Origin of the sequence: Microcoleus sp. FACHB-68 (genome assembly GCF_014695715.1) — a bacterium.
Classification (GTDB): Bacteria; Cyanobacteriota; Cyanobacteriia; order Cyanobacteriales; family Oscillatoriaceae; genus FACHB-68.
The window spans coordinates 109,502-131,812 of sequence record NZ_JACJOT010000017.1 but is presented as its reverse complement, the minus strand read 5'-3'; the positions used below and the strand labels follow the sequence as shown (position 1 = coordinate 131,812).

Annotated in this window: 21 protein-coding genes; 8 read left to right on the top strand and 13 right to left on the bottom strand. The window is 46.0% G+C overall.

Annotated elements, in window-relative coordinates; translation table 11 throughout:
* Positions 1 to 121: 121 nt before the first annotated feature.
* Positions 122 to 1,585, bottom strand: coding sequence for a hypothetical protein (locus H6F73_RS22910; protein WP_190761082.1), 1,464 nt, complete (start codon positions 1,583 to 1,585; stop codon positions 122 to 124).
* Positions 1,586 to 1,900: 315 nt separating this feature from the next.
* Here H6F73_RS22910 and H6F73_RS22905 point away from each other — a divergent pair, with 315 nt between their 5' ends.
* On the top strand, positions 1,901 to 2,989 hold the full coding sequence (locus H6F73_RS22905) for a metallophosphoesterase (RefSeq protein ID WP_190761081.1): 1,089 nt from the start codon (positions 1,901 to 1,903) through the stop codon (positions 2,987 to 2,989).
* Between the two features lie 243 nt (positions 2,990 to 3,232).
* Here H6F73_RS22905 and H6F73_RS22900 read toward each other — a convergent pair whose 3' ends face one another.
* Positions 3,233 to 3,838 carry a hypothetical protein gene (locus H6F73_RS22900; RefSeq protein WP_199330742.1) on the bottom strand — a complete coding sequence of 202 codons (606 nt, stop codon included), beginning with the start codon at positions 3,836 to 3,838 and terminating at the stop codon, positions 3,233 to 3,235.
* A 111-nt stretch (positions 3,839 to 3,949) separates the two neighbouring features.
* Positions 3,950 to 5,176: an FIST C-terminal domain-containing protein gene (locus H6F73_RS22895; protein ID WP_347239609.1), complete on the bottom strand. Its 1,227-nt coding sequence runs from the start codon at positions 5,174 to 5,176 to the stop codon at positions 3,950 to 3,952.
* A gap of 727 nt (positions 5,177 to 5,903) precedes the next feature.
* Here H6F73_RS22895 and H6F73_RS22890 point away from each other — a divergent pair.
* The 3 genes from H6F73_RS22890 (at position 5,904) to H6F73_RS22880 (ending at position 7,264) form a co-directional block, all read left to right on the top strand.
* Positions 5,904 to 6,125 (top strand): Calvin cycle protein CP12, encoded by a 222-nt coding sequence (locus H6F73_RS22890; RefSeq protein WP_190761079.1) that lies wholly within the window; start codon positions 5,904 to 5,906, stop codon positions 6,123 to 6,125.
* 173 nt (positions 6,126 to 6,298) lie between these two features.
* A complete protein-coding gene (locus H6F73_RS22885; RefSeq protein WP_190761078.1) occupies positions 6,299 to 6,895 on the top strand; it encodes a DUF3177 family protein in 597 nt (198 codons plus the stop codon).
* Positions 6,896 to 6,964: 69 nt separating this feature from the next.
* Positions 6,965 to 7,264, top strand: a complete 300-nt coding sequence (locus tag H6F73_RS22880) for a hypothetical protein (RefSeq protein ID WP_190761077.1) — start codon at positions 6,965 to 6,967, stop codon at positions 7,262 to 7,264.
* Positions 7,265 to 7,343: 79 nt separating this feature from the next.
* On the opposite strand, the gene atpC is transcribed toward H6F73_RS22880, so the two are convergent.
* Complete coding sequence (gene atpC / locus H6F73_RS22875; protein WP_190761076.1) at positions 7,344 to 7,757, bottom strand: ATP synthase F1 subunit epsilon; 414 nt, start codon at positions 7,755 to 7,757, stop codon at positions 7,344 to 7,346.
* 34 nt (positions 7,758 to 7,791) lie between these two features.
* Here atpC and H6F73_RS27120 point away from each other — a divergent pair, with 34 nt between their 5' ends.
* Positions 7,792 to 7,917, top strand: a complete 126-nt coding sequence (locus H6F73_RS27120) for a hypothetical protein (RefSeq protein WP_277882643.1) — start codon at positions 7,792 to 7,794, stop codon at positions 7,915 to 7,917.
* Here the strand turns inward: H6F73_RS27120 and atpD are convergent, their stop codons facing one another.
* Entirely contained in the window at positions 7,918 to 9,375 is a 1,458-nt protein-coding gene (gene atpD / locus H6F73_RS22870) for a F0F1 ATP synthase subunit beta (protein WP_190761075.1), read from the bottom strand.
* Positions 9,376 to 9,753: 378 nt separating this feature from the next.
* Entirely contained in the window at positions 9,754 to 10,710 is a 957-nt protein-coding gene (locus tag H6F73_RS22865; RefSeq protein ID WP_190761074.1) for an ADP-ribosylglycohydrolase family protein, read from the bottom strand.
* A gap of 1,522 nt (positions 10,711 to 12,232) precedes the next feature.
* Here H6F73_RS22865 and H6F73_RS22860 point away from each other — a divergent pair.
* On the top strand, positions 12,233 to 13,036 hold the full coding sequence (locus H6F73_RS22860; protein ID WP_190761073.1) for a DUF1206 domain-containing protein: 804 nt from the start codon (positions 12,233 to 12,235) through the stop codon (positions 13,034 to 13,036).
* 247 nt (positions 13,037 to 13,283) lie between these two features.
* On the opposite strand, the gene H6F73_RS22855 is transcribed toward H6F73_RS22860, so the two are convergent.
* Together H6F73_RS22855 and H6F73_RS22850 are read right to left on the bottom strand one after the other, a co-directional pair.
* Positions 13,284 to 13,949 carry a DUF4214 domain-containing protein gene (locus H6F73_RS22855; protein ID WP_206754761.1) on the bottom strand — a complete coding sequence of 222 codons (666 nt, stop codon included), beginning with the start codon at positions 13,947 to 13,949 and terminating at the stop codon, positions 13,284 to 13,286.
* A gap of 790 nt (positions 13,950 to 14,739) precedes the next feature.
* Entirely contained in the window at positions 14,740 to 15,357 is a 618-nt protein-coding gene (locus H6F73_RS22850) for a DUF1003 domain-containing protein (RefSeq protein ID WP_242072615.1), read from the bottom strand.
* Positions 15,358 to 15,901: 544 nt separating this feature from the next.
* Between H6F73_RS22850 and H6F73_RS22845 the strand changes: the two genes are divergently transcribed.
* Both H6F73_RS22845 and H6F73_RS22840 read left to right on the top strand, forming a co-directional pair.
* Positions 15,902 to 16,612 (top strand): cadmium resistance transporter, encoded by a 711-nt coding sequence (locus H6F73_RS22845; RefSeq protein ID WP_190761070.1) that lies wholly within the window; start codon positions 15,902 to 15,904, stop codon positions 16,610 to 16,612.
* 56 nt (positions 16,613 to 16,668) lie between these two features.
* Positions 16,669 to 17,298 carry a hypothetical protein gene (locus H6F73_RS22840; protein WP_147682505.1) on the top strand — a complete coding sequence of 210 codons (630 nt, stop codon included), beginning with the start codon at positions 16,669 to 16,671 and terminating at the stop codon, positions 17,296 to 17,298.
* Between the two features lie 273 nt (positions 17,299 to 17,571).
* On the opposite strand, the gene H6F73_RS22835 is transcribed toward H6F73_RS22840, so the two are convergent.
* From H6F73_RS22835 to pstA, 5 genes are all read right to left on the bottom strand, one after another.
* The gene (locus tag H6F73_RS22835; RefSeq protein WP_190761069.1) at positions 17,572 to 17,994 is read right to left on the bottom strand and encodes a DUF202 domain-containing protein; all 423 of its coding nucleotides are present in this window, start codon (positions 17,992 to 17,994) and stop codon (positions 17,572 to 17,574) included.
* A 271-nt stretch (positions 17,995 to 18,265) separates the two neighbouring features.
* On the bottom strand, positions 18,266 to 19,393 hold the full coding sequence (locus tag H6F73_RS22830; RefSeq protein WP_190761068.1) for a sulfate ABC transporter substrate-binding protein: 1,128 nt from the start codon (positions 19,391 to 19,393) through the stop codon (positions 18,266 to 18,268).
* 40 nt (positions 19,394 to 19,433) lie between these two features.
* The gene (locus H6F73_RS22825; protein ID WP_190761067.1) at positions 19,434 to 20,405 is read right to left on the bottom strand and encodes a polyphosphate kinase 2 family protein; all 972 of its coding nucleotides are present in this window, start codon (positions 20,403 to 20,405) and stop codon (positions 19,434 to 19,436) included.
* Between the two features lie 75 nt (positions 20,406 to 20,480).
* Positions 20,481 to 21,290 (bottom strand): phosphate ABC transporter ATP-binding protein PstB, encoded by an 810-nt coding sequence (pstB, locus tag H6F73_RS22820; protein WP_190761066.1) that lies wholly within the window; start codon positions 21,288 to 21,290, stop codon positions 20,481 to 20,483.
* A 113-nt stretch (positions 21,291 to 21,403) separates the two neighbouring features.
* Complete coding sequence (gene pstA / locus H6F73_RS22815; protein ID WP_190761065.1) at positions 21,404 to 22,306, bottom strand: phosphate ABC transporter permease PstA; 903 nt, start codon at positions 22,304 to 22,306, stop codon at positions 21,404 to 21,406.
* Positions 22,307 to 22,311 lie beyond the last annotated feature (5 nt).

Sequence of the window (22,311 nt, the reverse complement as noted above, 5' to 3'; positions counted from 1 at the left end):
TGACAAGCATAGGTTTTGTATATAGCCTATCGGCAGTGTTGAAGTCACAGACAAAACAGTGAAATTTTCTGACTGTCTTATCCTTCACCCCATCTCCCTCTCATCTTCCACTCGCCAATTTTTACTGGATTCTGGGAAAGGTTGGCAGGTCAATTGCCGCGAGTGATTGCCGCTTTTTGGGGGGCTGCTGGGGATAAACGATTGGCGATGGCCAATTTGGGAGTGCGGGGTCTGAAGCCTTGCTGGTGGCTGCCGGCTGGGGTTCGACAGCGTCGGATTTTGGATTGGGGGGGTTGAAGATTAAATTTTGGCCCCGTTCCCCTGCTGGGTTTTCTACTTGTGTGTTTGCAGGTTCTCCAACTTCACTGTTTTGATTGGCAGCAGGTGCGAATGCCGGCTCTGCTGGGGTAAAGGCAGCCGGTGCGTGGAGATTCGCCAGGGAGGCGGCTGAGTCAATCAGTTGGGCTAACTCTTGCCACAGACGAATTTCGGTGTTATTGGCTGCTGGGCTTGAGTCGCCAGAGTCTGCCGGCTCGGTTGGGGTGGTTAGATAATAATTCTCCGGCAGATCGGGGGTTGCGGGTGCGCTTGGGGAATCTACAGGTTGAGAGGCTGCCGGCTCACTGATCTCTGCCGGTGGTGCCGCCCAAGGTTTGATGGGATCTGCTTTGCTGGCAATAGGCACCGGCGCATCAACGGTGGGAGGTTGGATGTTGAGTTGTTGAGTAAGCGCTTCTAGTGTTCTTTCTTGCTCTTGTAGTTCCTTGAGTTCCTCTTCCCCTGCTGTAATGATTTCGCTATTCCTGTGTTCCCTAAGCGCAGCTTCTTTCGCTGCATTGGAGGACTCAGGCATCTCTAAACATTTTTCCAGGGCGGCTTTTAATTGCAAGGTGTGGCGTTGCTGCCGGTGTAGACGTGCTCGTAAATCCCGGCAGGTGGTTTCTGTTTGCAGAAGCCGGTGAGATTGTTCGCTGTAGCGCTGCTGTGTGACGGTGCATTCCCGCTCGATTTGAGCCAGTCGTTGCTGACTGATTTCTAACTGCTCTGACAAGCTATAAATTAATTGTTTCTGGCACTGGGATTCTTGATAGGCGGTTTCGAGTTTGTGAGTAAGCTGGATGATGTGGGCTTGAGCGGCTTCTAAATCTTGGGTTCTTTGGGTTAATAAAGTTTCTTGGGATTGGGAGAGCGTTTGCTGCAACTGCACTGCATTCTGACAGTTATGAAGTGCATTTTCGACAGAAATCACGCGCTGGCTTAGTTCATAGTTGCGCTGGCGAAGTTGCTGAACCAGTGCGATTAAATCGCCAAGATTCGTTATGCCGGCATCACTTTCTGATAAAAACGGTGCAGAAGTTGACCAAGGTGCAATGGCTGTTGTCTGGGGCTGTTCCGACACGGGGGGCGAGGCCGGTTCCTCAACTATTTTGCCCTCAATTTCATCGATGCTGATGGCGTTCGGGAAATTAACGGTTAGCCAATCTTCTGCATCCTGTTCTGACAGGTTAGCCGGTTCATCCGTCTGTTGGGATGTGAGTAAACGCTCTGAGTCGTTTGCCTCTGGGAAATGTTGGTTGTTAGACATATCAGTTTCACTCATCGATCCGATCCGGAGATTTTAAAATTCTATGTACAGACTTGTGTGATTTTGTCAATTGTTTTCCAGCTAAACCCGCTACTACTTTTTTTGCGCCAACAGCTTCTTACTCAGCAAGACATAAAATCAGCTTTGTGTGAATTTTCCGCCGGCAGTGCGCCGGTTAAGACTATTGGAAAGACCAAATTCCACTGTTAGCAGTAAAAATTGTTACAGGAATATCTTCCCTAGCCTAACGTTCCTAGCCCTATCCTTGCTGGAGAGCGGGAAATTTACAGCATCTCATTTTGTTAACTTTTGATTATGAATCTAAATTTTCGCTTTGCGGTCGTGAGCGATCCCCACATTGGGCTTCCTCACACGATCTGGGATCATCCTAGCCGCTTTCATCTGGTAGAAGTCAGTATTCCGGCGTTGGAAATTGTCTTCAACCATCTAGCTAAGCTGGATCTTGATTTTCTGTTGCTACCGGGGGACTTGACACAACATGGTGAACCGGAGAATCATGCTTGGCTGTCTGATCGGCTTGCTCAACTGCCTTTTCCAGTTTACGTGGTGCCGGGAAATCATGATGTCCCGCAACTGCTGCCAAATGAGCGATCCATTGGTTTGGCAGATTTTCCAAGTTACTATCTGCGCCAAGGTTATGACAACCCCCAGCAGCTTTATTACACCCGCGAAATTTTGCCGGGAGTGCGGCTGATCAGTTTGAATTCTAACCAGTTTGATGGGGAGGGTAAACAACTGCCTTTTGGGCGCTTGGATGATGAGCAAATAGCGTGGCTGAAGGAAGTTTTAAGTGCTGCTGATGAGCCAGTGGTGATGGTGATGGTGCATCACAATGTTGTGGAGCATCTACCAGGGCAATCGCGCCATTCTTTAGGCCGGCGCTATATGCTGGAAAATGCACCGGCACTGTTAGAATTGCTGCGGCAGGCGGGGGCGCAGTTGGTATTTACCGGCCATTTGCACGTTCAGGATGTTGCGGAAAATCACGGAATTTACGATATCACAACCGGCTCTTTAGTTAGCTATCCGCATCCCTATCGAGTTTTGCAATTTAAAATGGACGGGGAAGGTAAAAAGCAGTTGCAAATTGAAACTCATCGGGTGGATGCTGTGCCTGATATGCCGGCGTTGCCACAGCAATCACGCGAGTGGATGGGTGAGCGCAGTTATCCTTTTATGATGCGACTTTTAACAGAAGCGCCTTTAAATTTACCGCCGGCACAGGCAGAACCGCTGGTTGCCAGTCTGCGCTATTTTTGGGCAGATATCGCGATGGGCGATGCAATTTTTGATTTCTCTGATTTTCCCTCACCCGTGCGCCGATATTTTGAAGCGTTTAGTGCGACTGACAGCATCGACAACCACGCAACTCTTATGCTTTAAATCTCCACGCAGCGAAGATTTTTTTGATGGCACGGGCGAGTTTTGAGCTAAGGTTATTTGTCTAATGGAAAATTTTACTAGCTCAATTCGCCCTTATTCGCATTTTTTTAGGTAGAGCGAGGAAATTTAAGTGCCGGCAAAAAGTATCGATTGCTGCAACAAATTTATCAAAACAGATTGTTTGCAAAATTCTTTAAAAACTCTAACTTTAACCTTACTAATTTTCTCGCAGGAAGCTGGATGCTATTTAACATGAGTGATGTCTTCTAGTAAATTCTCAAACGGATAAATTTTAAAAAATAAAATAATATCTCCTTTCACTTGAATTTGTTCAATTTTAAATTGAATTCTTCCTAATATTGCAGTTGCGTTGACATTTGAATCGCTTGATGCCAACAAGTGTTTGACTGTATTTTCTTTGTAGGTGGGAGCCATATAAGTAATGCCGCCATTAATCACATTACTCAGAGAACCCATTACCCCATTGAAGAAGATATTCCCGACTTCGCTGAGGGTTTTCATTTTGAGGGCGTCTTGGTCAAGGTTTCGTCGGTCGGGATCGGCGAGCACTTCTACAAGGGTGGCGGCACTATCTGCGGGAAAAATTAGCTGAGCGACTGCCTCAAATTCTCCTCTGACGGCAAGTTCCATTGCGGCGACGTATTCCGTGTTAACTCGCTGCTCTAGTTTTGCTTGCAACTGCTGAGACGACAATATTTCAATCGCAGACATCTGCAAGTGAAGCGGCCATTCTGTCAGATAATTCAACATTGTATTGGCTCGCTCAACGCCGGTGTTGAACAGCTTTTGCAAAGTATTTATCTGCTCAGATGTTGGTTTAATGGTCATTGTCGGGGGTCAGTTGTGTGTAGTTAGGGGAGGGAATTGGAGCGCTTGGACAGGGAAAGGGAAATGGGAAATTCCTCCTTAGATGGTTGACTATTTACTTTTTATCCTTTCTCACGCTTGCCGGCAAATCCCAAAGACTGAGGTATAGCCGTGCAAGAAGGTGCTGCCGCAGACGGGTCCTATTTCACCGTTGCAGAAAAAGCCGCTGAGTGGGATGTTGTTGAGATACTGGCTAAACAGTTGGGAGTCAAAATTGGCTTTGCCGTAAAGCCCTTCTCCACGCCCTACACAGGAGAACATTAAAGCGCCGACGCCGGCAGGAAGACCTGTTGAGGAAGCCTGTCTCTGATAGCGTTCTAGGAGCATTTCCAGGTCTTCGGCTGAGGTACGGGCGTCGCGCAGGTGGAATTGAATGCGCTGTCCGGGTCTGACGCGATCGCCAATGGCGATGGCACCGGCTTTGGGTTCAACTCCTAGCAAAGTCCGGATTAAGAAGTCGCCGCGATCCAGTTCTTGTTTGAATTCATCCCGCGCTACGCCAACAAATAGGGAGTTTTGAGCGAGTTGTCGGTCTTCTTCGCTAAGGCTTTGAATCAATTCTCGCAGCACTTCTAAGGGGGTTCGAGATTTGCCGCACCCAATGGCTTGCTCTTCAAGTCCTAGCACAACATTCCGTTCACCGGCACTGACGCGGTAAGTTTGGCCAATGGGCCGGCATCCTTGGGCCACGATGGTTTCCATGATGATATTGCCGCTGAGGGCGAGGCCAACGGTGCCATCTCGGTGCAGCTGGTAGTCAGAGAACAATCCGATGCCGGCACCCATGCCACTGCCGCTAGCCAAACCCCCAATTTTGGAGGCACCGGGGTAGGCATAATCGAGTCCTTCGATCAGGTCGTTAATGCCAGATGTGAAGGGATCTGACAGGAGGATGAATTGAGGCTGATCTGCCGGCTCAACGCCGATAAGATTGACCCAGGTGTTTGGGGCGCTATCTAAGTCGGGCAAGTCTTCGCTAGCGATATGAAAGGCCCTGACGGTCACTCCAGGTAAATGCGCTAGAGTCAGACTCAGGGCGGGTTCTCCTTCGATTTCTTGGGTCGTGTTTTGCCGGTTCATGCCGATGATGCCGCCGCCACCACAGCCAATTAAGGCCGGCACTGATAAATACTCTTGCAATAAGGGCATTAGCCGGGAATACTCACTGGCAAAGGCCGATGAAATAAATACCAGCCCTAAATCTGCCGGTGCGTCCAACGACTGTTGCGCTTGTTCTACAACTTCTTTGACTGCCGCTTCCAACGAAGAACGGGTTGATAAGGCGTTTGTCCACTTCATCTGGTCTGCCATCGGTTCTACCCTCGGAGAAATTCTCACAGCGTAGGGTTATACCATTTTAAAGTTTAGAATTTAGAGTTGGGACTGGAGTTCAATGGTCTGTTACCTAGGCTAGTTAATAGCTGTAGGATTTGCATTCACTTTTCATCCTTTGTAAATCTAACGCAAAATGGTAAGGTTGAATTCGGGGGCTTCCAAGGATTAAATGGGTTGAACCACACCGAAGAGGAGCGCCAGTGTGAGAAGGATGGCTGCTATACCTCTGCTTTAGTTTAGCCTGCAAGTATTTGCGACTCACAGACTATGGTAGGCTACAGCGGCTCAGGAAGATAGAGTGCCAGACAAGCGTGCCTGGGTAAAGAAGTGGGAAAATCCGTTCTTAACATGAGTTAACATATTTAATAGAGACAGCACTCAGGTGTAAACTTACTTCGAGGCTCGGTTGACGGCAAAACCTTAAAAAATACAGAACGATACAGTCTGGCTGCTGTATTCATGTGTCAATAATGAGTGAGCGCCTATCTAGAAGAGCGTTTGAACGTTTGAAAGTTGTAGCCGCAAGGCGAGCGGCCAGCGTAGGTTAGAACGATTGTAAAATCAGCTTTCTAGCTTGCTAGCATTTCAGCGTTTCAACGTCTGCTGGAGCAACACCTGAGTGATATTTCAAGAGCAGTAAATCTTGAAATTCTGCCGGTACTAACAGAACGTTGTTGAAACCACAAAATCTATGAGCAACATCGAGAAACAAATTGAACAAGAGCGCGAACAGGCTCGCGCCGCCTGTGATACTAATGGCGCAACCTCCGGTGAGTGTGCGGCTGCATGGGATGCCGTTGAAGAACTGCAAGCTGAAGCCTCCCATCAACGTCAAAGTAAGCCAAAGAATTCCCTTGAGAAATACTGCGATGACAACCCGGATGCGGCTGAATGCCGGATCTATGACGAATAAAGCCGGTTAATGCTTTAGGCGAATACTCCGGAAAAGCCGATAACTGGCAAGCAACTGGAATACTGCATAAAAGATTCCAGTTGCTTGTTTTTTGTGCTAGGAGATATTGTGAAAATAAAATGCTAGCCTGGGAATCGGCAAGAGATTCCTCTGTGATTGTTTTTTGAATAACTATGCCTGCTGAACCTTGGTTTAAATCGTTAGTTTGGATAGATTACCGGCTGGCGGTTGTATTTACAATTGCTATTCCCTTGATTTTGCTACTTTGGGCATTTGTCCAAAAATCTGAGGCGATTGTGCGGTTGCTAATTATTTACTGGCGGGTGGCTAGCTTGCTAGCGATTACGCTTTACTTAATGATTGCGTCGATCCCTCTTAGCTTTGTCGCCACGGTGATTGCTCGCGTCTTGATCCCCATATCTTTGTGGTTTTGGGTGGATATTAATGAAGAAATTGACGATCAATCCCCGTCACCTTTGAAGTTGGCTTTTACATCTTGGCGATGGGCGATTACGGTTTATAGTGCTTTGGGTGCGCTATTCCAAATTCCTTTCCTACGTTGTGCGGTAGACAAAACTGCACTGAGTAGCCGGTTTTGTCAAGTTTGGATCGATCCACCGTTGCTGTTTAAACAGTATTTCCACGCGAATACGACAGTCCAGTTTTTAGGCTTTCTGGGTGTTGTGGGTTTGTTGATTTACGTGGTGTCTCTGAGCTACTTTGTGCTGGTCAAGCTAAAATTGCAGGGGCGATCTGCGACGGGTCACTGATTTATCCCTTGTCCTTGGTTGCTTGATAATTGCCAATAGTTATTGAACAGTTAGCAATTAACAGTGGAAATGAACAATTCTATTGAGCAGCGTTTGGAAAAATATACAGCCAAGCGACCGCAGGAAGTTCTGATCGTGACGGCTGAAATAGAGGGGGAAGCGGATCAAATTGCGATTTTTAAGGGCTTTTCTAGTTCACTGATGCGCCCTACAGCTTTTGATCCAGAGGTGCCGGTGTTGCCAGATCAAGCAACAATTCTCACGATTGACCGGCTAGCAAGTCCCTACAACCCAAATAACCCCCAATACATCCAGCAGGGGCTATCTTGGGAAACGATGGAGCCTTTGCTATCAGAAGCGGGAGTTTAGGAAATAGGGACTAGGGCTAAGAGCCTAATAACAGAGAGAAGAGGGGTGATTATGCCTCTATCCTCTGTTTTTAGTTTCGTTAGGCTTGCACCATGCCGCCGGCAGCCTGAAAGCGGGCGCGAGCGCGTTTGAGTGCTTGCGTGGCTTGAATTTGCTCTTGCCGGTTGCCACTCTGGGATTGATTGGCGCGGGTTTGGGCTTGGTTATAAGCTGTACGCGCTTCTTCAAGATCGATAGATTCGCCCCGCTGTGCGCCATTAACCAGAATGGTGACTTCGTCGTTTTCAACTTCTGCAAAGCCACCCATCAAGGCAATTGCCACCCACTCTTTATCGGGACGGACTCGCATCACGCCGGTATCGAGAGCCGTCAATAGGGGAGCGTGTCCCGATAAAATACCGAGTTGGCCGGTGGTGCTTGGCAGAATGACTTCTTGAGCGGTGGCATCCCAAACCGTTGTACCGGGCGCAATTACGCGAACTGTTAATGTCATAGGTTAGTTGTCAGTTGTCAGTTGTCAGTTGCGAATGGAACACAGGGGATGGGGCATGGGAATATTTACCAATGCCCGTACCTTCAGTTGGTGCAGCCATCCCACCGCTTCGCGTCAGCAAGCTATGGACGTGGAGAATTCCCACATCCTCGCCTTGTGATTACTTGCCTTCGGCTTTCATTTTTTCGGCCTTGGCCATCGCTTCGTTGATGTCGCCGACCAAGTAAAACGCTTGTTCGGGTAGTGCATCGAGTTCGCCAGACAGAATCATCTTGAATCCTTTGATGGTGTCTGCGAGCTTGACATATTTGCCAGGAGCGCCAGTGAAGATTTCTGCCACGAAGAAGGGTTGAGACAAGAACCGCTCAATCTTCCGAGCGCGAGCAACCGTGAGCCGGTCGTCTTCAGACAATTCATCTAAGCCCAAGATGGCGATGATATCTTGAAGTTCCTTATAACGTTGCAGGGTTGATTGCACCGCACGCGCTGTGTTGTAGTGATCGTCACCCACAACGCTGGGTTGCAACATGGTGGAGGTGGAATCTAAGGGGTCAACGGCTGGGTAGATTCCTTTGGATGCTAGCGCACGAGACAACACGGTGGTGGCGTCTAAGTGAGCGAAGGTGGTTGCCGGCGCGGGGTCGGTCAAGTCATCTGCCGGCACGTAAACGGCTTGAATGGAGGTAATGGAACCTTCGGTGGTGGAGGTGATGCGCTCTTGCAATTGGCCCATTTCCGTCCCCAGAGTGGGCTGATATCCCACGGCGGAAGGCATCCGGCCTAAGAGTGCGGACACTTCAGAACCGGCTTGCACGAAGCGGAAGATGTTGTCGATGAACAGCAGCACGTCTTGCTTGTTAACATCGCGGAAGTATTCGGCCATTGTCAAAGCAGACAGACCAACGCGCATCCGTGCTCCGGGTGGCTCGTTCATCTGGCCATAGACGAGGGCAACCTTGGATTCACCGAGGTTTTTTTCGTTAATAACGCCAGATTCTTTAAATTCGTTGTAAAGGTCGTTGCCTTCGCGAGTGCGTTCGCCCACGCCGCCAAATACGGATACACCGCCGTGTGCTTTGGCGATGTTGTTAATCAGTTCTTGGATAATTACGGTTTTGCCAACACCGGCACCGCCAAACAGACCGATTTTGCCGCCGCGTCGGTAGGGAGCCAACAAGTCTACAACCTTGATGCCGGTTTCAAAAACGGAGGGCTTGGTTTCTAACTCGGTGAATGCTGGGGCGTCACGGTGAATGGGAGAGGTCGCTTCGGTGTTGACCGGCCCTTGATTGTCGATGGGTTCGCCGATGACGTTAAAAATTCGACCTAGGGTGCCGGCACCTACGGGTACGCTGATGGGTGCGCCGGTGTCCATTGCTTCCATGCCCCGCACCAAGCCGTCGGTGGTTTTCATGGAAACGGCACGCACCTGGTTGTCGCCCAGCAATTGTTGCACTTCACAGGTGACGGAAACTTCATTGCCGGCTGCGTTTTTGCCGGTGACGATCAGCGCGTTGTAGATTTGGGGCATCTTGCCGTTGGGGAATTTAACGTCTACAACGGGTCCGATGATTTGAGTAATGTAGCCTATGTTTGTCTTTTCTGCGGTGGTGACCATGCTCGCGCCTTTTTGTGTTTAGCTATTTCAGATACGGTCGGAAATTTTTACGGAGCGTTACAATTGCCATTTTTCAGATTACCACTGATGGGGATCGGGGTGATCTTTCCTCACAACATCCTTTTGGGCGATTTTTTGGATGTGTGTTGGGGTTGGCATTCTCGCTATGCGTGATTAATTATATATGAATATAGCTATTTAACTTTTGAATAATTATTTTTTATTTGACTACAGATGAGAGCGCAGCGTGCCGTTAAGCGCAGCCTGCCGCCGGCATCGGCATACACAGATGAGTTAAGGGAATTGATAGTTCTGGGCTTTTGCAAGAGGGGCAATAACTGCTCTGACTACTGGGTCTAAAGGGTTGAGCTGCTACAGTTACTTGTTGCTAGAGCTGTTAATGGCTGCTTCCAGGCGAGTTGCTAAGGCAACGATATCATCTTTTCTAGCTATTTGAGCGACCCATTCTTTTGGGATATTTTCTAAGCCGTAGTAGATGCCGGCAAGACCGCCGGTGACGGCTGCGGTGGTATCAGTATCTTCGCCCAAATTCACGGCTTTTAAAACAGATTCCGCATAAGAAGAAGTATTTAAAAAGCACCACAAAGCCGCTTCCAATGTATGAACAACATATCCTGACGATTGAATTTTATCAACAGATAAGTTGTCTATAGTGCCACCAAAAATTCGTTGAAAATGAGAATTGATTTGTCGGACATCCGAAGGTTTGGTATAAAAATTTTTCATATTTTCGATGCCTTGGAGATAAGCTGTTTTGGGTTCTAATCCTTGCAACAGACCCATCGCGATGCTGGTATAAATTCCGCAGGCAATTTGCGAGCGGCGATGCCCGTGCGTAATTCGAGAAACTTGATGGACTCGCTCAATTAATTCTGAAAAGTTGAGATATCCAGAATAGAATGATAGAGGAAGAATTCGCATCAGCGAGCCATTCCCATTACTCGATTCGCTCGTGCCACCGGCATCGAGAGGTGGGACACCCCGTTGTAAGTTTGTAATTGCTTGTCTGGTGGTGTTGCCAACGTCAAAAACTTCTCCGTAAGGCGTCCAGTACGCTTCGTTGTACCATCGGCAGAAAGACTTGGCAATTGCTTCTAAAGAAAAGCCGGCACACAGAGACTCTGCTAAGCAAAATGTCAGGGAACTATCATCTGACCAAGTGCCGGCTGGTTGGTTATAAGTACCATAGCCGGTCATTTCTGTCACCGGCATCTTAACCCTTTCGGCACGGCTGGTAAATTCCACCGGCACCCCCAAGGCATCGCCCACACATACACCCATCAAACCCGACAAGATTTTTGATGTGGGCTGCATTTTTACACCTGCCATGAACTGGTATTGGGTAATCGAGCCTCGTGATGACTCTTTGTTATCACCTTAACCGATAATTAGAAAATTTTAATCGCAACTTCATTCTCATGCAAAGCCCCCCAGCGAGAGTCTGGAGGGCTTATCAATTACTAAGGTTTAAACCATCATTCGAGCAACTGAGCATCAATGCCGATGCTAGCTATTGATGGAAAAGAGTCAATCAAGAATCGATAAGATGCACCCTGAGACGAACCCCTCTAACCTCAAAGAGGTTTTGCAGGTAAACAATACACAGATAGCCTTTTTTATTAGCGCATGAACTGTGAGGTTCGCGGAAGAGGGCAACATCCCCCAAGGACTGTCACCCTTTATTGAGGGGTGAGTCACCTAGGGAGATAAAAAATTTAGAACTGCTTCATTCTTGAGCTTTAGACTTACAAAGTCTAAAAGTGGGTATGAGCGTGAGAGACTGAGTAACATGGACTGGGGTGGAAGAACCGGCGATATGCTTCCCACACAGCAGCGTCATCTTAGCCCATTCCTCTTGAAAAGTCTTATTCAAGATTTCCTTAAACTATTGTTCGGAAAACTCGATTTTTGTGTCGGACTCTTCTGTTTGTCTGAGGAATCAAATCCTGAAAAAGCCTCAGAAAAACTCATCTTTTTTGCACTTGTTGCAAGCTGCTGTAAAACTGACCCCACTCGTTTGCGCCCACCGAAGTGAATAAGGCAAAATTTGAGGGCTGTTGCCAGAAATATAGCAAGCACAGCAGTCCGAATAAAGAGGCAAAATCACGAAATTCTTTTAACATAACTTTCCCCTGGCAGACTCATCAGGAAACGAGTCATTTGTCCAGTGCTGTAGACAGTGTGACAGAATTTATTGCCGGTTACCATCTTCCCTAAGTATTGCCTTGGAGGGTCTCTAGAACGTCTGAAGTCATATCCCTAGAAGCATAGGCAATCAATTTTGGAAAATGAGCCAGTTTTTTCGAGTTCGTTAGAAGTATTTTGGTGAGGCGACTGAAAGCGAGTTTATGCTCAAGTCCTAGGGCATACGAATTATAAAAAATAGCTAATTCAGTTTTTATAGCTAATTCAGTTTTTATCGAGGTTCACTAATCTAGGATTTAACATTATAAATTATTTAAAAATTTGTAAATTCTCGAACTAATGATAAAAGTTAGGTTTTAGAAATTAAAATTGCAGATACACGAAAATTAGCGCAGATGTAATTTCAGGTTCGCCAAAAGAAGATAGCTTAAATAATTTTTATCGCTTTAACTCTGCTTATAGCTGAACGTCAACAGTGGTTTCTATCCAGGAATATCGCAATTTGCCGTTAAACAGTGATGTACTTAAATGGGAGTTCTTATTTTGTCTCAAGGTTTGAGCTTTTACACCGGCTTCACGACACCTCCTTTTCATTCTTTTTTCTATCAAAACGCTGAAGGTATCCCCTTAGGTAGATGTAAACTTGGAAGAGATGCCGATAAAAGCAAGGATGTGATTTCATCTAAATTTTATGAGACAAAAAGCTTCTTTATGGATTGAGCGCTTAGCGCGGCTTGGTTATGCGGCTAAAGGAATTGTGTATGGAATTGTTGGAGTGCTAGCGCTACAGGCAGCGCTAGGGACAGGTGGCAAAACAACAGATACGCAAGGGGCTTTAACGACAATTGTGACGCAACCGTTTGGAAAATTTTTGCTAAGTTTAGTGGCTATTGGACTGCTCAGCTATGCGTTGTGGCGTTTTGTGGAAGCACTAAAAGATCCTGAGAACAAAGGTACAGACGTGAAGGGACTTGCATCGCGTGCAGGATCTGCGGTTAGCGGCCTGATTTATGCCGGCTTAGCCTTAAGCGCTGTTAAAATCGTCCTTGGTTCAAGAAGTGCCGGTAGTGGCAATTCCACAGCAGACTCGACGGCACGTTTAATGGCACAGCCGTTTGGTCAGTGGCTAGTGGGAACCGTGGGAGCCTTTATACTTGGTATGGGTCTCTATCATTTCTATAAAGCTTATAGCGCCAAATTCCGTAAGGATCTCAAATTAAGCCAGATGAGCAACACACAGGAAACTTGGGCAGTACGCTTGGGGAGATTCGGTTTGGCTGCACGAGGCGTTGTTTTAGGCATCACCGGCATCTTTTTGATCCAAGCAGCACGTCAATCTAACCCCCAAGAAGCACGAGGATTGAGCGGCGCACTAGATGCACTAGCTCAACAGCCTTATGGGCCTTTGCTTTTGGGGATCGTGGCGCTTGGTCTGATAGCCTATGGAACTTATATGGGAGTACAAGCTCGTTTTCGTCGAATTGTTACAGGTTAAAAATTAAAATTAACCCATCAAGAACCTCCCTGCCGGCTGATTAAAATCCCATCCCGATTAACGCTTTATAAAATATCTTCACTGAGGCGGGAATGAAAGTAGCAGCCGGCATAAAACCTGACCCTATCAGGACTCACGCAACCCGTTAAACAAGTCAAAGAAGTTTCTCCCCCTCTTCCCATCTTTCCCTCAATCCTTTTCAGAATTGAAATGCGTAAGTCCTAAGTCAGTTTAACTGGGTTGGTATTTAGCGTCTTCTACGCTTGCGGGCTTCTGCACTGTTACCAATTTCTCGACGAATTTGGGTCAGAGACGCACCCTCGCCTAACTCGCGTTTCCAAGTTTTCATTCCCTTACGATCAGCATCTCGACCCAGCACTTCTCGATAGAGGCGATTGATCGCATCCTCCGCTTCTCGGCTGTCAGCAACTCTTTCGCGAACATCACGCAGACTCGCACCACCGGCAAGCGCATTAACCCAAGTTCTGGTGCCGCGAGAATCAGCATTTCGTCCCAACACTTCTCGATAAATATCTTCGATCCTGTTCTCAGCTTCATCACTGCGGGCGATCTCCTCGCGGATGTCTTGAAGCGTCGCACCATTTTCTAACTCTCTCGCCCAAGTTCTCAGTCCCCGGTAATCAGCGTCTCGACCCAGTACATCTTTATAAATCCTGTTAATCGCGTCATAAACTCGGCTGTCATCGCTGCTTTGAGCGATCAAACCCGGACTGCTCACGCTGCACATTTGACAGTCCTGACTCGCCAGCATTCCATTAAAGTTTACGGCATTTGCTGCTTTCACCGGCCCTGCTAAGCTTATGGTGAAAAGTAGCGCCGCACTTGCCAGAATTTCGCCTTTCATCTTGCTTGCCTCCAACCCCTTCATAAGACTTTCAATCGTCTCTAACATATTCAATCCTGTTTCACAAGTCTCTGACATCCCGCGCCTGGTTAATCCTAACGGGTGAGACTAAGGCTTCGTGTTTAGAGACCCCGATAAAGTAGACGGAGCATTAGATGGGAAGTGGCCGAAAATACAATGATTTTTTTATAATTTCTCTATCTGCCCCTAAACAGACTTAAGTGAAACGCCCCAAAGCTGAGAGTCGTCAAGCAGAAGCAGCTTAATAAGCCTGATTACACCCTGCATTTACCGCTCGTGATTCCCGCCGACTACTTCCTTTGCTTTAAAAGAATTTGATTGCGTAAACTATGCTGCTACAAATAGCCAAAAAAATCATCACTCATGCTTATTTTTGGCATATTCTGTTAAAATAAAATTTGTTTTACTTGCTTATTTTTGTTTTGTTTACAGCTTATAATAGTTTAAAATCTATAGTTATAATATTAGCCAAGTTTTTGGAAAAACCTTCTTTAATTTGCGTTATAAAATAGCAGCTATAATTTTCTGGCAGTGTGTCTGCGTCTGTCCTAATCTCCAAGGAGCGCAGCTCTCTTTTTTTATAAATAATTTCTCGGATGTAACGAACTTTTCTGCTGCCATCAGCAAAAATCCGCTCTCACGATGATTAGATTTGACTGTGAGCCGCAACACCCTGCTGCGAATGGGGCGTAGAATGCCCTTACCATTAGTCGATTTTCTCGAAACTCTTAAAGCTGGCGAATTGCGAGGTGAGCAGTTCGCTGGTAAGGGCCATTTACCTGTTCTAGAAGTTCTGTAAAATTCTTGGGGTTGAAGCTTATTTTTGCGGAGGAATAAGCGATTTAAAATCTTGACTGTTGTTATCAATTAATTCATTAAATTTGAAGGGAAGGTAAATTGAATATCCATTAGGAAACTGGTTATCAAGCATTTTAATTTCATTGGGAGATTGCTGCTGCTTAAGCACCGGCACCACACTTGCCCTAATTTCATCGAGCGACTGCTGTTGCTGTTTAACAATTTGAGTCAGTTCTTTAAGCTGTTGAGCTTGCAAGGAGTCAATTTTTTCATGCAGCAGCTCAACGTTTTCTGCAGCTTGACGATTCACTTTGTGGTCATATTCATTTTTTTCGCGCTCTATATCAGACTGCCGGTTTTGACTCATCAAGACGATAGGCGCAGTGTAGGCTGAGGCAAAGGAAAAGACCAAGTTGAGCAGGATGAACGGTTGTTCGTCCCAGTGAGGCACTCCAGGCATCATGTTCATCCCAACCCACCCAGCTAGGATGCTAGTTTGTACGGTCAGAAATCCCCAAGATCCCACTTTAGCTGCAAGCGCATCGGCAAGGCGCTGTCCTGGGGTCGCTTTGTCATTTTCTAGCGGTAACTGTTCTATCTTTGATGGCTTTTTTTGTGAAGGAGTAGATCTTTTCATTTGTTTGACTTCAACACGGTTTGACACTGATTTTTCTGAATTCATGTTGCACCTCTTGACTCTGCGTTGCCTGCAATAAATCTGGATTAATTTCTTGCTCTCAATCCCGACTGATTTCAGAATAATGCCTTCCAACCAATAAAATCAAATATTCTTATTTTTAATAACGATAAATAAAAATGATTGAACGACTGACCCAGAAGCAACAAGACTCGCAGCGCTGCAAGAAGCGTCAATTAACGCCTGAAATCTATATATGCTCAACTTTCTATATAGACGCTATTGCTTTTAACCCTTGAGATCAGACGAACAATAAAATAAAGTGATTAATTATAAAAGAAAGAATATTTGATTTTATGGAACCGGAGTCATAGAGTGAAATTATCGTTACGAACTAAATGCTTGCGAGGGCCAGTCCAGTTTGGCAAGTACAACCAACGTGAGCGATTCCCCGCTAACAAGCGCGGTTGTTGACTCACCAGTTACAGATAGAACCCGATGCTAGCTAATAACCCCCTAGCGTCCTGATTAAGGAGAGATAGAAATGAGCGGATTTATCACTGCAATCCCCACCGGCATCACAGCTTTCACAGCCACCAATCTTGACGATCTAGCGATCCTGACACTGTTGTTCTCCCAGGTGAATGCAACCTTTCGCCGGCGACACATTGTAATGGGTCAGTATCTAGGTTTCAGCGCCCTAGTCGTTGCTAGCTTAGCCGGCTTCTTGGGAGGCTTGGTCTTGCCATCCCATTGGATTGGACTTCTGGGTTTCGCACCGATTGCTGTTGGGCTGAACAGTTTGTTAAATCCAGACAGTGATTCGCCAGAGGAGATGCAGGAGGAAACAGATTTAGATAAATCTTTTCCCTTCGCTCGTTTTCTATCTCCCCACACCTTTAGCGTGGCATCTATTACCATCGCCAATGGTAGCGACAATATCAGTATCTATATGCCATTGTTTGCCAACAGTGCCCTAGAAAGTTTGCTGGTGATCATTGGAGTCTTTCTGTCACTGGTTGGGGTTTGGTGCTACGCAACTTATAAGTTGGCTTCTCAACCAGCAGTCGCCGATGTGCTAACCCGCTACGGCAACCATCTCGTTCCCTTCGTCTTGATTGGCTTAGGTGTGTTTATTGTCCTCGACAGTGCTTCGCTCACTCCGATAGCGTTGGCAGCTAGTAGCTTGTGTTTGGCTGGACTGGTCAAACTGTATGCCATGAGTGGGCTGTTGCTGGAAGCAAAAGAAAATTGAGTCGGGCGGCAATATTTTTCTAAAAAGACGTTGTAATCGTGAAAAGGAGAAACATCATGAAACTCTTCAAAATGGCTTTGGTAGCCCTAGTCCTTCTAGTCAATCTGGTGATTGTCCAACCTTCCTGGGCTAACCCGAACTTGACCAAAACTCCTGACTACGCTGAGGTTAATCAAGCGATTGATAACCTTTTGCAGGCAAAGGACAACCCGAATCAATCTGAGTATGCTCCAGAGGAAATTGAGCGACAACTGGGCGGATTGAAACTGCAAAAGTACATCTTGGAGACAGCAAACGATTGGGGGCAGTGCAGCAATGAGACAGGAAAAACCTTGGCTGTCTACGCTCATAAACCTAAGAAAGCCACCCAGGAAAGCAGCCTTTACTTCCTTGGAAATGGTCAAATCACAGATGATGATTGGAACTGTGATGGCGTTTACCTGCCAAGTGGAGCCAAAGTTGCTGGTTTAACTTCTGTGGACGAACCAGAACTTTCGGAACCGCTAGCGCTCAAAGTCGTGAGTGGAACTCAGCTAGTGGCTAAGACGAATCCAGACACGGGCGCTGTTGAGTTCAATATTGAGCCGGCCAAAGTTTTCAAAGCCGGTGAGGGAAACTGGTCAATTCCAACTTTGTCACAAGCTGATATTGATGCGAAGCTTCCTAACGCACCAATTGATGACTAAACCCACACTTGTTTAGCTGTTGAGTGCCAAGTTGCTTCTCTACTTGTCAAATGACTGACAGTTTAGATTAACAAGACTTTCAAAAAACTCTCTTTGGGATTCGAGATACTCCCGAAGAGAGTTTTTTTAAGTAGTTGCTAAGTTCAAAAAGAGTAAGGTTCTGTTATGTTCAAGGATATTAGAACTGTTACTTTTTTCCTATCTCTACTGAAGATGCTGAGGATAACAGTATGTATGCGGGACAAATAGTTTGGCACTCGACCACAGCGCCCATTATTCAGGTATAACAGGACTCATTGGGCTAAGAGGGGCTGCGAATGCAAAATAGATCACCCCAGCTCCCAGAAGGATTACAGCAAGACTGAGCAGGATCACCCAGCGGTCTGCCGGCTCATAAGTATCTTCCTCGATGTCGCGGCGAACGGCAAAATAGTGGCCGGTTGAGAGCAACACCGTCATTAGACCGACTAAAGAAAACACTAAACCCAACTTCCAGCCATTGCCGGGACCAGGCACAGGGGGCGGATCGAAAGTGCGAAGGCGCACAATGACGACGCCAAAACCCATCAGGGCAATTGCAGTCCGCATCCATGCCAGGTAAGTGCGCTCGTTTGCCTGATGTTCCCGCACCCGCGACGGATTCAGTCGCCTTGGCTTATCTGCATCTACTTTGGTGGATTTAAACAGTAAATGCATCGATTACATCCTTATTTCTAACTTTAAATGTAAAAATTAAATAAGCTAGAAAGCCTTTATAAGCAATTCAATCTATTGGCTTATGATGGCTAATTTTACTAAAAAAACCATCCTAAAAATAACTTTTAATATTTTTATAACTTTTTTTTGTAATGTAGCTAGTTGTTTCTAATAATTTTTTATTATTTCACTCTAAAATTTAGAGACAACTAGCTATTTGGAAATATTAAAAATTAGAATGAGTCGAGAGCGAACTCTCGACTTAAGCTACTCAGATCTTGCCGGCAACCTGAATTTGGTCAAAAATTGCCCCCTCGGCAAAGAACTTATTTTGCACATCATCCCAACCACCCAAATCTTGTACAGTGAAGAGAGTTTCAAGTTGGGGATAGTTTTGAGCCACTTCTGCAACCACGCTGGGGTTGACGGGACGATATCCTAACTTCGCAAATTCTTGTTGAGCTTCACTTGTGTAAAGATAATCGATAAATGCTTGTGCAACTTTTCTGGTGCCGTGCTTGTCAACATTTTTGTCTACAAGGGCGACAGGGTTATCAATGGAAATGTTAATATCGGGGACTACATAAGGTAGTTTTTGACCGTTTTGCTCCGCATAAATTACCTCGTCTTCGTAGTTGAGTAAAACGTCTCCCTTACCTTGCTTGAAAAATAGTTCGCTAGCCTGACGCGCATTGTTGGCTAGTACGGGGACGTTTTTATACACGTTGGTCGTAAACTCTAATGCTTGAGCCTCGTCACCCCCTTTTTGGGTTACTGAACCCCATAAAGCTAAGAAATTCCAAATAGCAATGCCCGATGTTTTGGGGTTAGCTGTAATGATACTCAGGCCCTCTTGTGCCAAGTCTTCCCAACTGTTAATGCCTTTAGGATTATCAGGACGGGTGACAATCGCGACGACAGAACGGGTAACAATGCCACTTCTAGGAGATTTTCTTTCCCAACCCGGTTCAATTAAACCGGCTTGCTGTATTTTATGGGTGTCAAGAGCGAGTGAGAGATGTACAATATCTGCTTCTTTGGAGCCATCAATCACTGCATTAGATTGAGAACCAGATCCCCCATAACTCTGCTCGATTGTGACATTTTGGTTATGTTCTTTCTGCCACTTTTCTACAAATTTTGGTACGATTTGCTCGTAAGCTGCTTGAGTGACTGAGTAGGAAACCAGGGATAGCTTTATATCCTTTTGGGGTGCTGAGGTTGCATTGCTTCCAGAGCAGGCAGCAACAGCGACGCTCAAGCTAGCTCCTAGCAAAAATAAGGAGACAAAACCCCACACAGAACGTTTGTTTGACCATCTTGTTATTAATCGCAGGCACGAGTGCTTAATCGTCTGCAAAGCTTTTTGAATTTTGAATTTTGTATTTTGAATTTCCATAACTTCACCCCAAAACTTTTAGAACCAGAATTAGCCATTCTTAATCCGGAACCACAATATTTTGTAAGCCTATTTCGGCTGGAGGATACTGCGGATTCATCGCCTCTAACGTGTCCGCAATCACACGAGCAACGACTAAATTGCGATACCACTTATTATTAGCCGGCACTATGTACCAAGGGGCATAGGCAGTCGAGCAATTATTAATCATGTCCTGGAAAGCCGCTTCATAGTGATCCCAGAACTGTCGCTCTTTCAAATCGTTGCTTGAAAACTTCCAATGCTTATCTGGATCTTTTATTCGGCTTTCTAAGCGTCGTTTTTGCTCATCTTTGGAAATATGAAGAAAAAACTTGATGACTGCAATATTGTTAAGAGTGAGCATATGCTCAAACTCATTAATCAAGTGATAGCGCTCTCGCCAAACGTTCTCGGCTACCAACTGCTTGACTCGTACAACCAGCACGTCTTCGTAATGCGAGCGGTTGAAGATTGAGATCATCCCGCGCTGTGGTGCCCGCTGGTGGTAGCGCCACAAAAAGTCGTGATTTACTTCCTCGTCACTAGGCTTTTTGAATGACCACACTTGGCAACCTTGCGGATTAAGTCCGCCAAATACGTGTTTGATGGTGCCATCTTTGCCGCCGGTGTCCATCGCTTGTAGGACAATCAGCAAGCTGCGCTTGTGTTCGGCATATAACCGTTCTTGTAAATTCTGCAAGCGCTGCCGCTGGGTTTCGAGTTGCTTTTCAACGTGCTTCTTTTTCTTGTACTGTTCGGTAGCATTTGGATCGAGATTAGCCAAGCTGATGGGTTGTCCGGGGTAAACCCGGTAGCGAGGATAATCTGGTTCAGGCGGTGGTTCGTCTACAACAATTTTTTCAGGTGCCATCTCCTCGGCAAATTCACTCGTCGCTTTTTCTGCCGCTTGTTCAGTTTTAGAAGATTCTGCTTGTTTTATACTGCCGGTGGCAGCAGAACTCTTATCGTTTGAATTACTTGACTGGCTCATTTTGGCTCCAGATTTGAAGAAATTGGTTGATTTTAAGACCTGTTGGTGAGGAATCCAACATAGGTCTTGCAAGACTTAACCAAATTTACCGCTGATGTAGGCTTTAGCTTCTTTAGTATTAGGAGAAGCGAAAATTTGCTCGGTAGGACTGAACTCAACTAATTTTCCCCGGCGCTTGCCGGTATCATCAGTTACTGTGTTGAAAAATGCAGTTAAGTCTGATATCCGTGAGGCTTGCTGCATATTGTGAGTCACCATAATCATGGTGTATTGTTCTTTTAGCTCTCGGCACAGTTCTTCAACCTGCTGAGTAGAAATTGGATCGAGCGCAGAACAGGGTTCATCCATCAACAACACATCTGGCTTCATGGCGATTGCACGGGCGATGCAAAGCCGCTGCTGCTGTCCTCCAGATAAAGCTGTACCCTTTTCTTTCAACTTGTCCTTCACCTCATCCCAAAGTGCAGCTCGCCGGAGCGATTGCTCCACCAGTTCGTCCATATTGCCCTTATAACCATTAGCACGCGGCCCAAAGGAAATGTTTTCGTAGATTGACTTTGGAAAAGGATTTGGTCTCTGAAATACCATCCCAACTTGACGCCGGATTTTCACCGGATTAATCTTGTCATCATAAATGTTTTTACCCTGGTAATTAATCTTGCCTTCTACTCTGGCTCCAGGTATTAAATCATTCATCCGATTGAAGCATCGCAAGAAGGTGCTTTTACCACATCCTGAAGGGCCAATAAAAGCTACAATTTGTCTTTCAGGAATTTCCATGTTGACCGCCTGTAAGGCCAAAAAATCCCCGTAATAAACTTGAACACCTTGAGCCTTAAAAACTGAATTAGTTGGCTTATTTTGAGTAGTGTGAGTGGAGGGCATATCGCGGATTTCCTAATGTCGGTTACAGTGAAGTTACAGAAGTGAAATTTAAGTTTTTTGAAAAACTTAAAAACTCTCTAGTCTCGGTTTAGAAAAAGTTTGAACTCAGAGGTTCATTTAAATCTTGAGAAACGTTGTCGTAGGTAAATTGCTCCGCCATTCAAAACCAAAATCAAGAGCAGTAGAACAATGATTGACGCCGCTGCTGCGTTAGAAAAACCAGGCTCTGGGCGAGTAATATAGGTGTAAATTTGGATGGGCAAGGCCATAAAGCGCTGAAACAAACCAGGATTAAAAGTGAGAAAACTCACAGCTCCAACGACAATTAGAGAAGCCGCATCGCCAATGGCGCGGGAAACTGAAATAATTACCCCTGTCAAAATCCCTGGGACGGCATAAGGTAAAACATGATTCCACACAGTCTGCCACTTCGTTGTGCCTAAACCGTAGGAAGCTTGCCGTAAAGAATCGGGAACCGCTCGAATTGCCTCTCTGGCGGTCACAATAATTACTGGTAAAGACAGCAGAGACAGCGTGAACGCTCCAGAAAGCAAAGCCGGCCCAAAATTCAAAAGATAATTGAAAACGCCTAACCCTAGCAGGCCATAGACAATTGAAGGGACTCCAGCTAAATTGCTAACGTTAATCTCAATTACATCAGTCCACCAAGCTTTGGGTGCATATTCTTCGAGATACAAAGCTGCTCCTACGCCGATAGGTACAGCAATTAACATAACTAATCCCCCTAGAAGAATGCTGCCAAAAATAGCAGGGCGTATGCCACCTTGATCCGCAAATCGAGAGGGAGTTCCCGTGAGAAATCCAGGCGTTAACAGCCGGCCTAACCCATCTTTGAGGACATCAAAAACTAGGACGGCAAGAACCACTAATCCGATAGATAAACCTATCAAAAATATGATTTCAAAAATTTTGCCGACCCTTTCTCTTTGTTCTACATTGGGACTGAACTCTTCAGAAGGTCTTTGGGAGTTGTTACGAGAAATAGAACTTGCCATCTTTA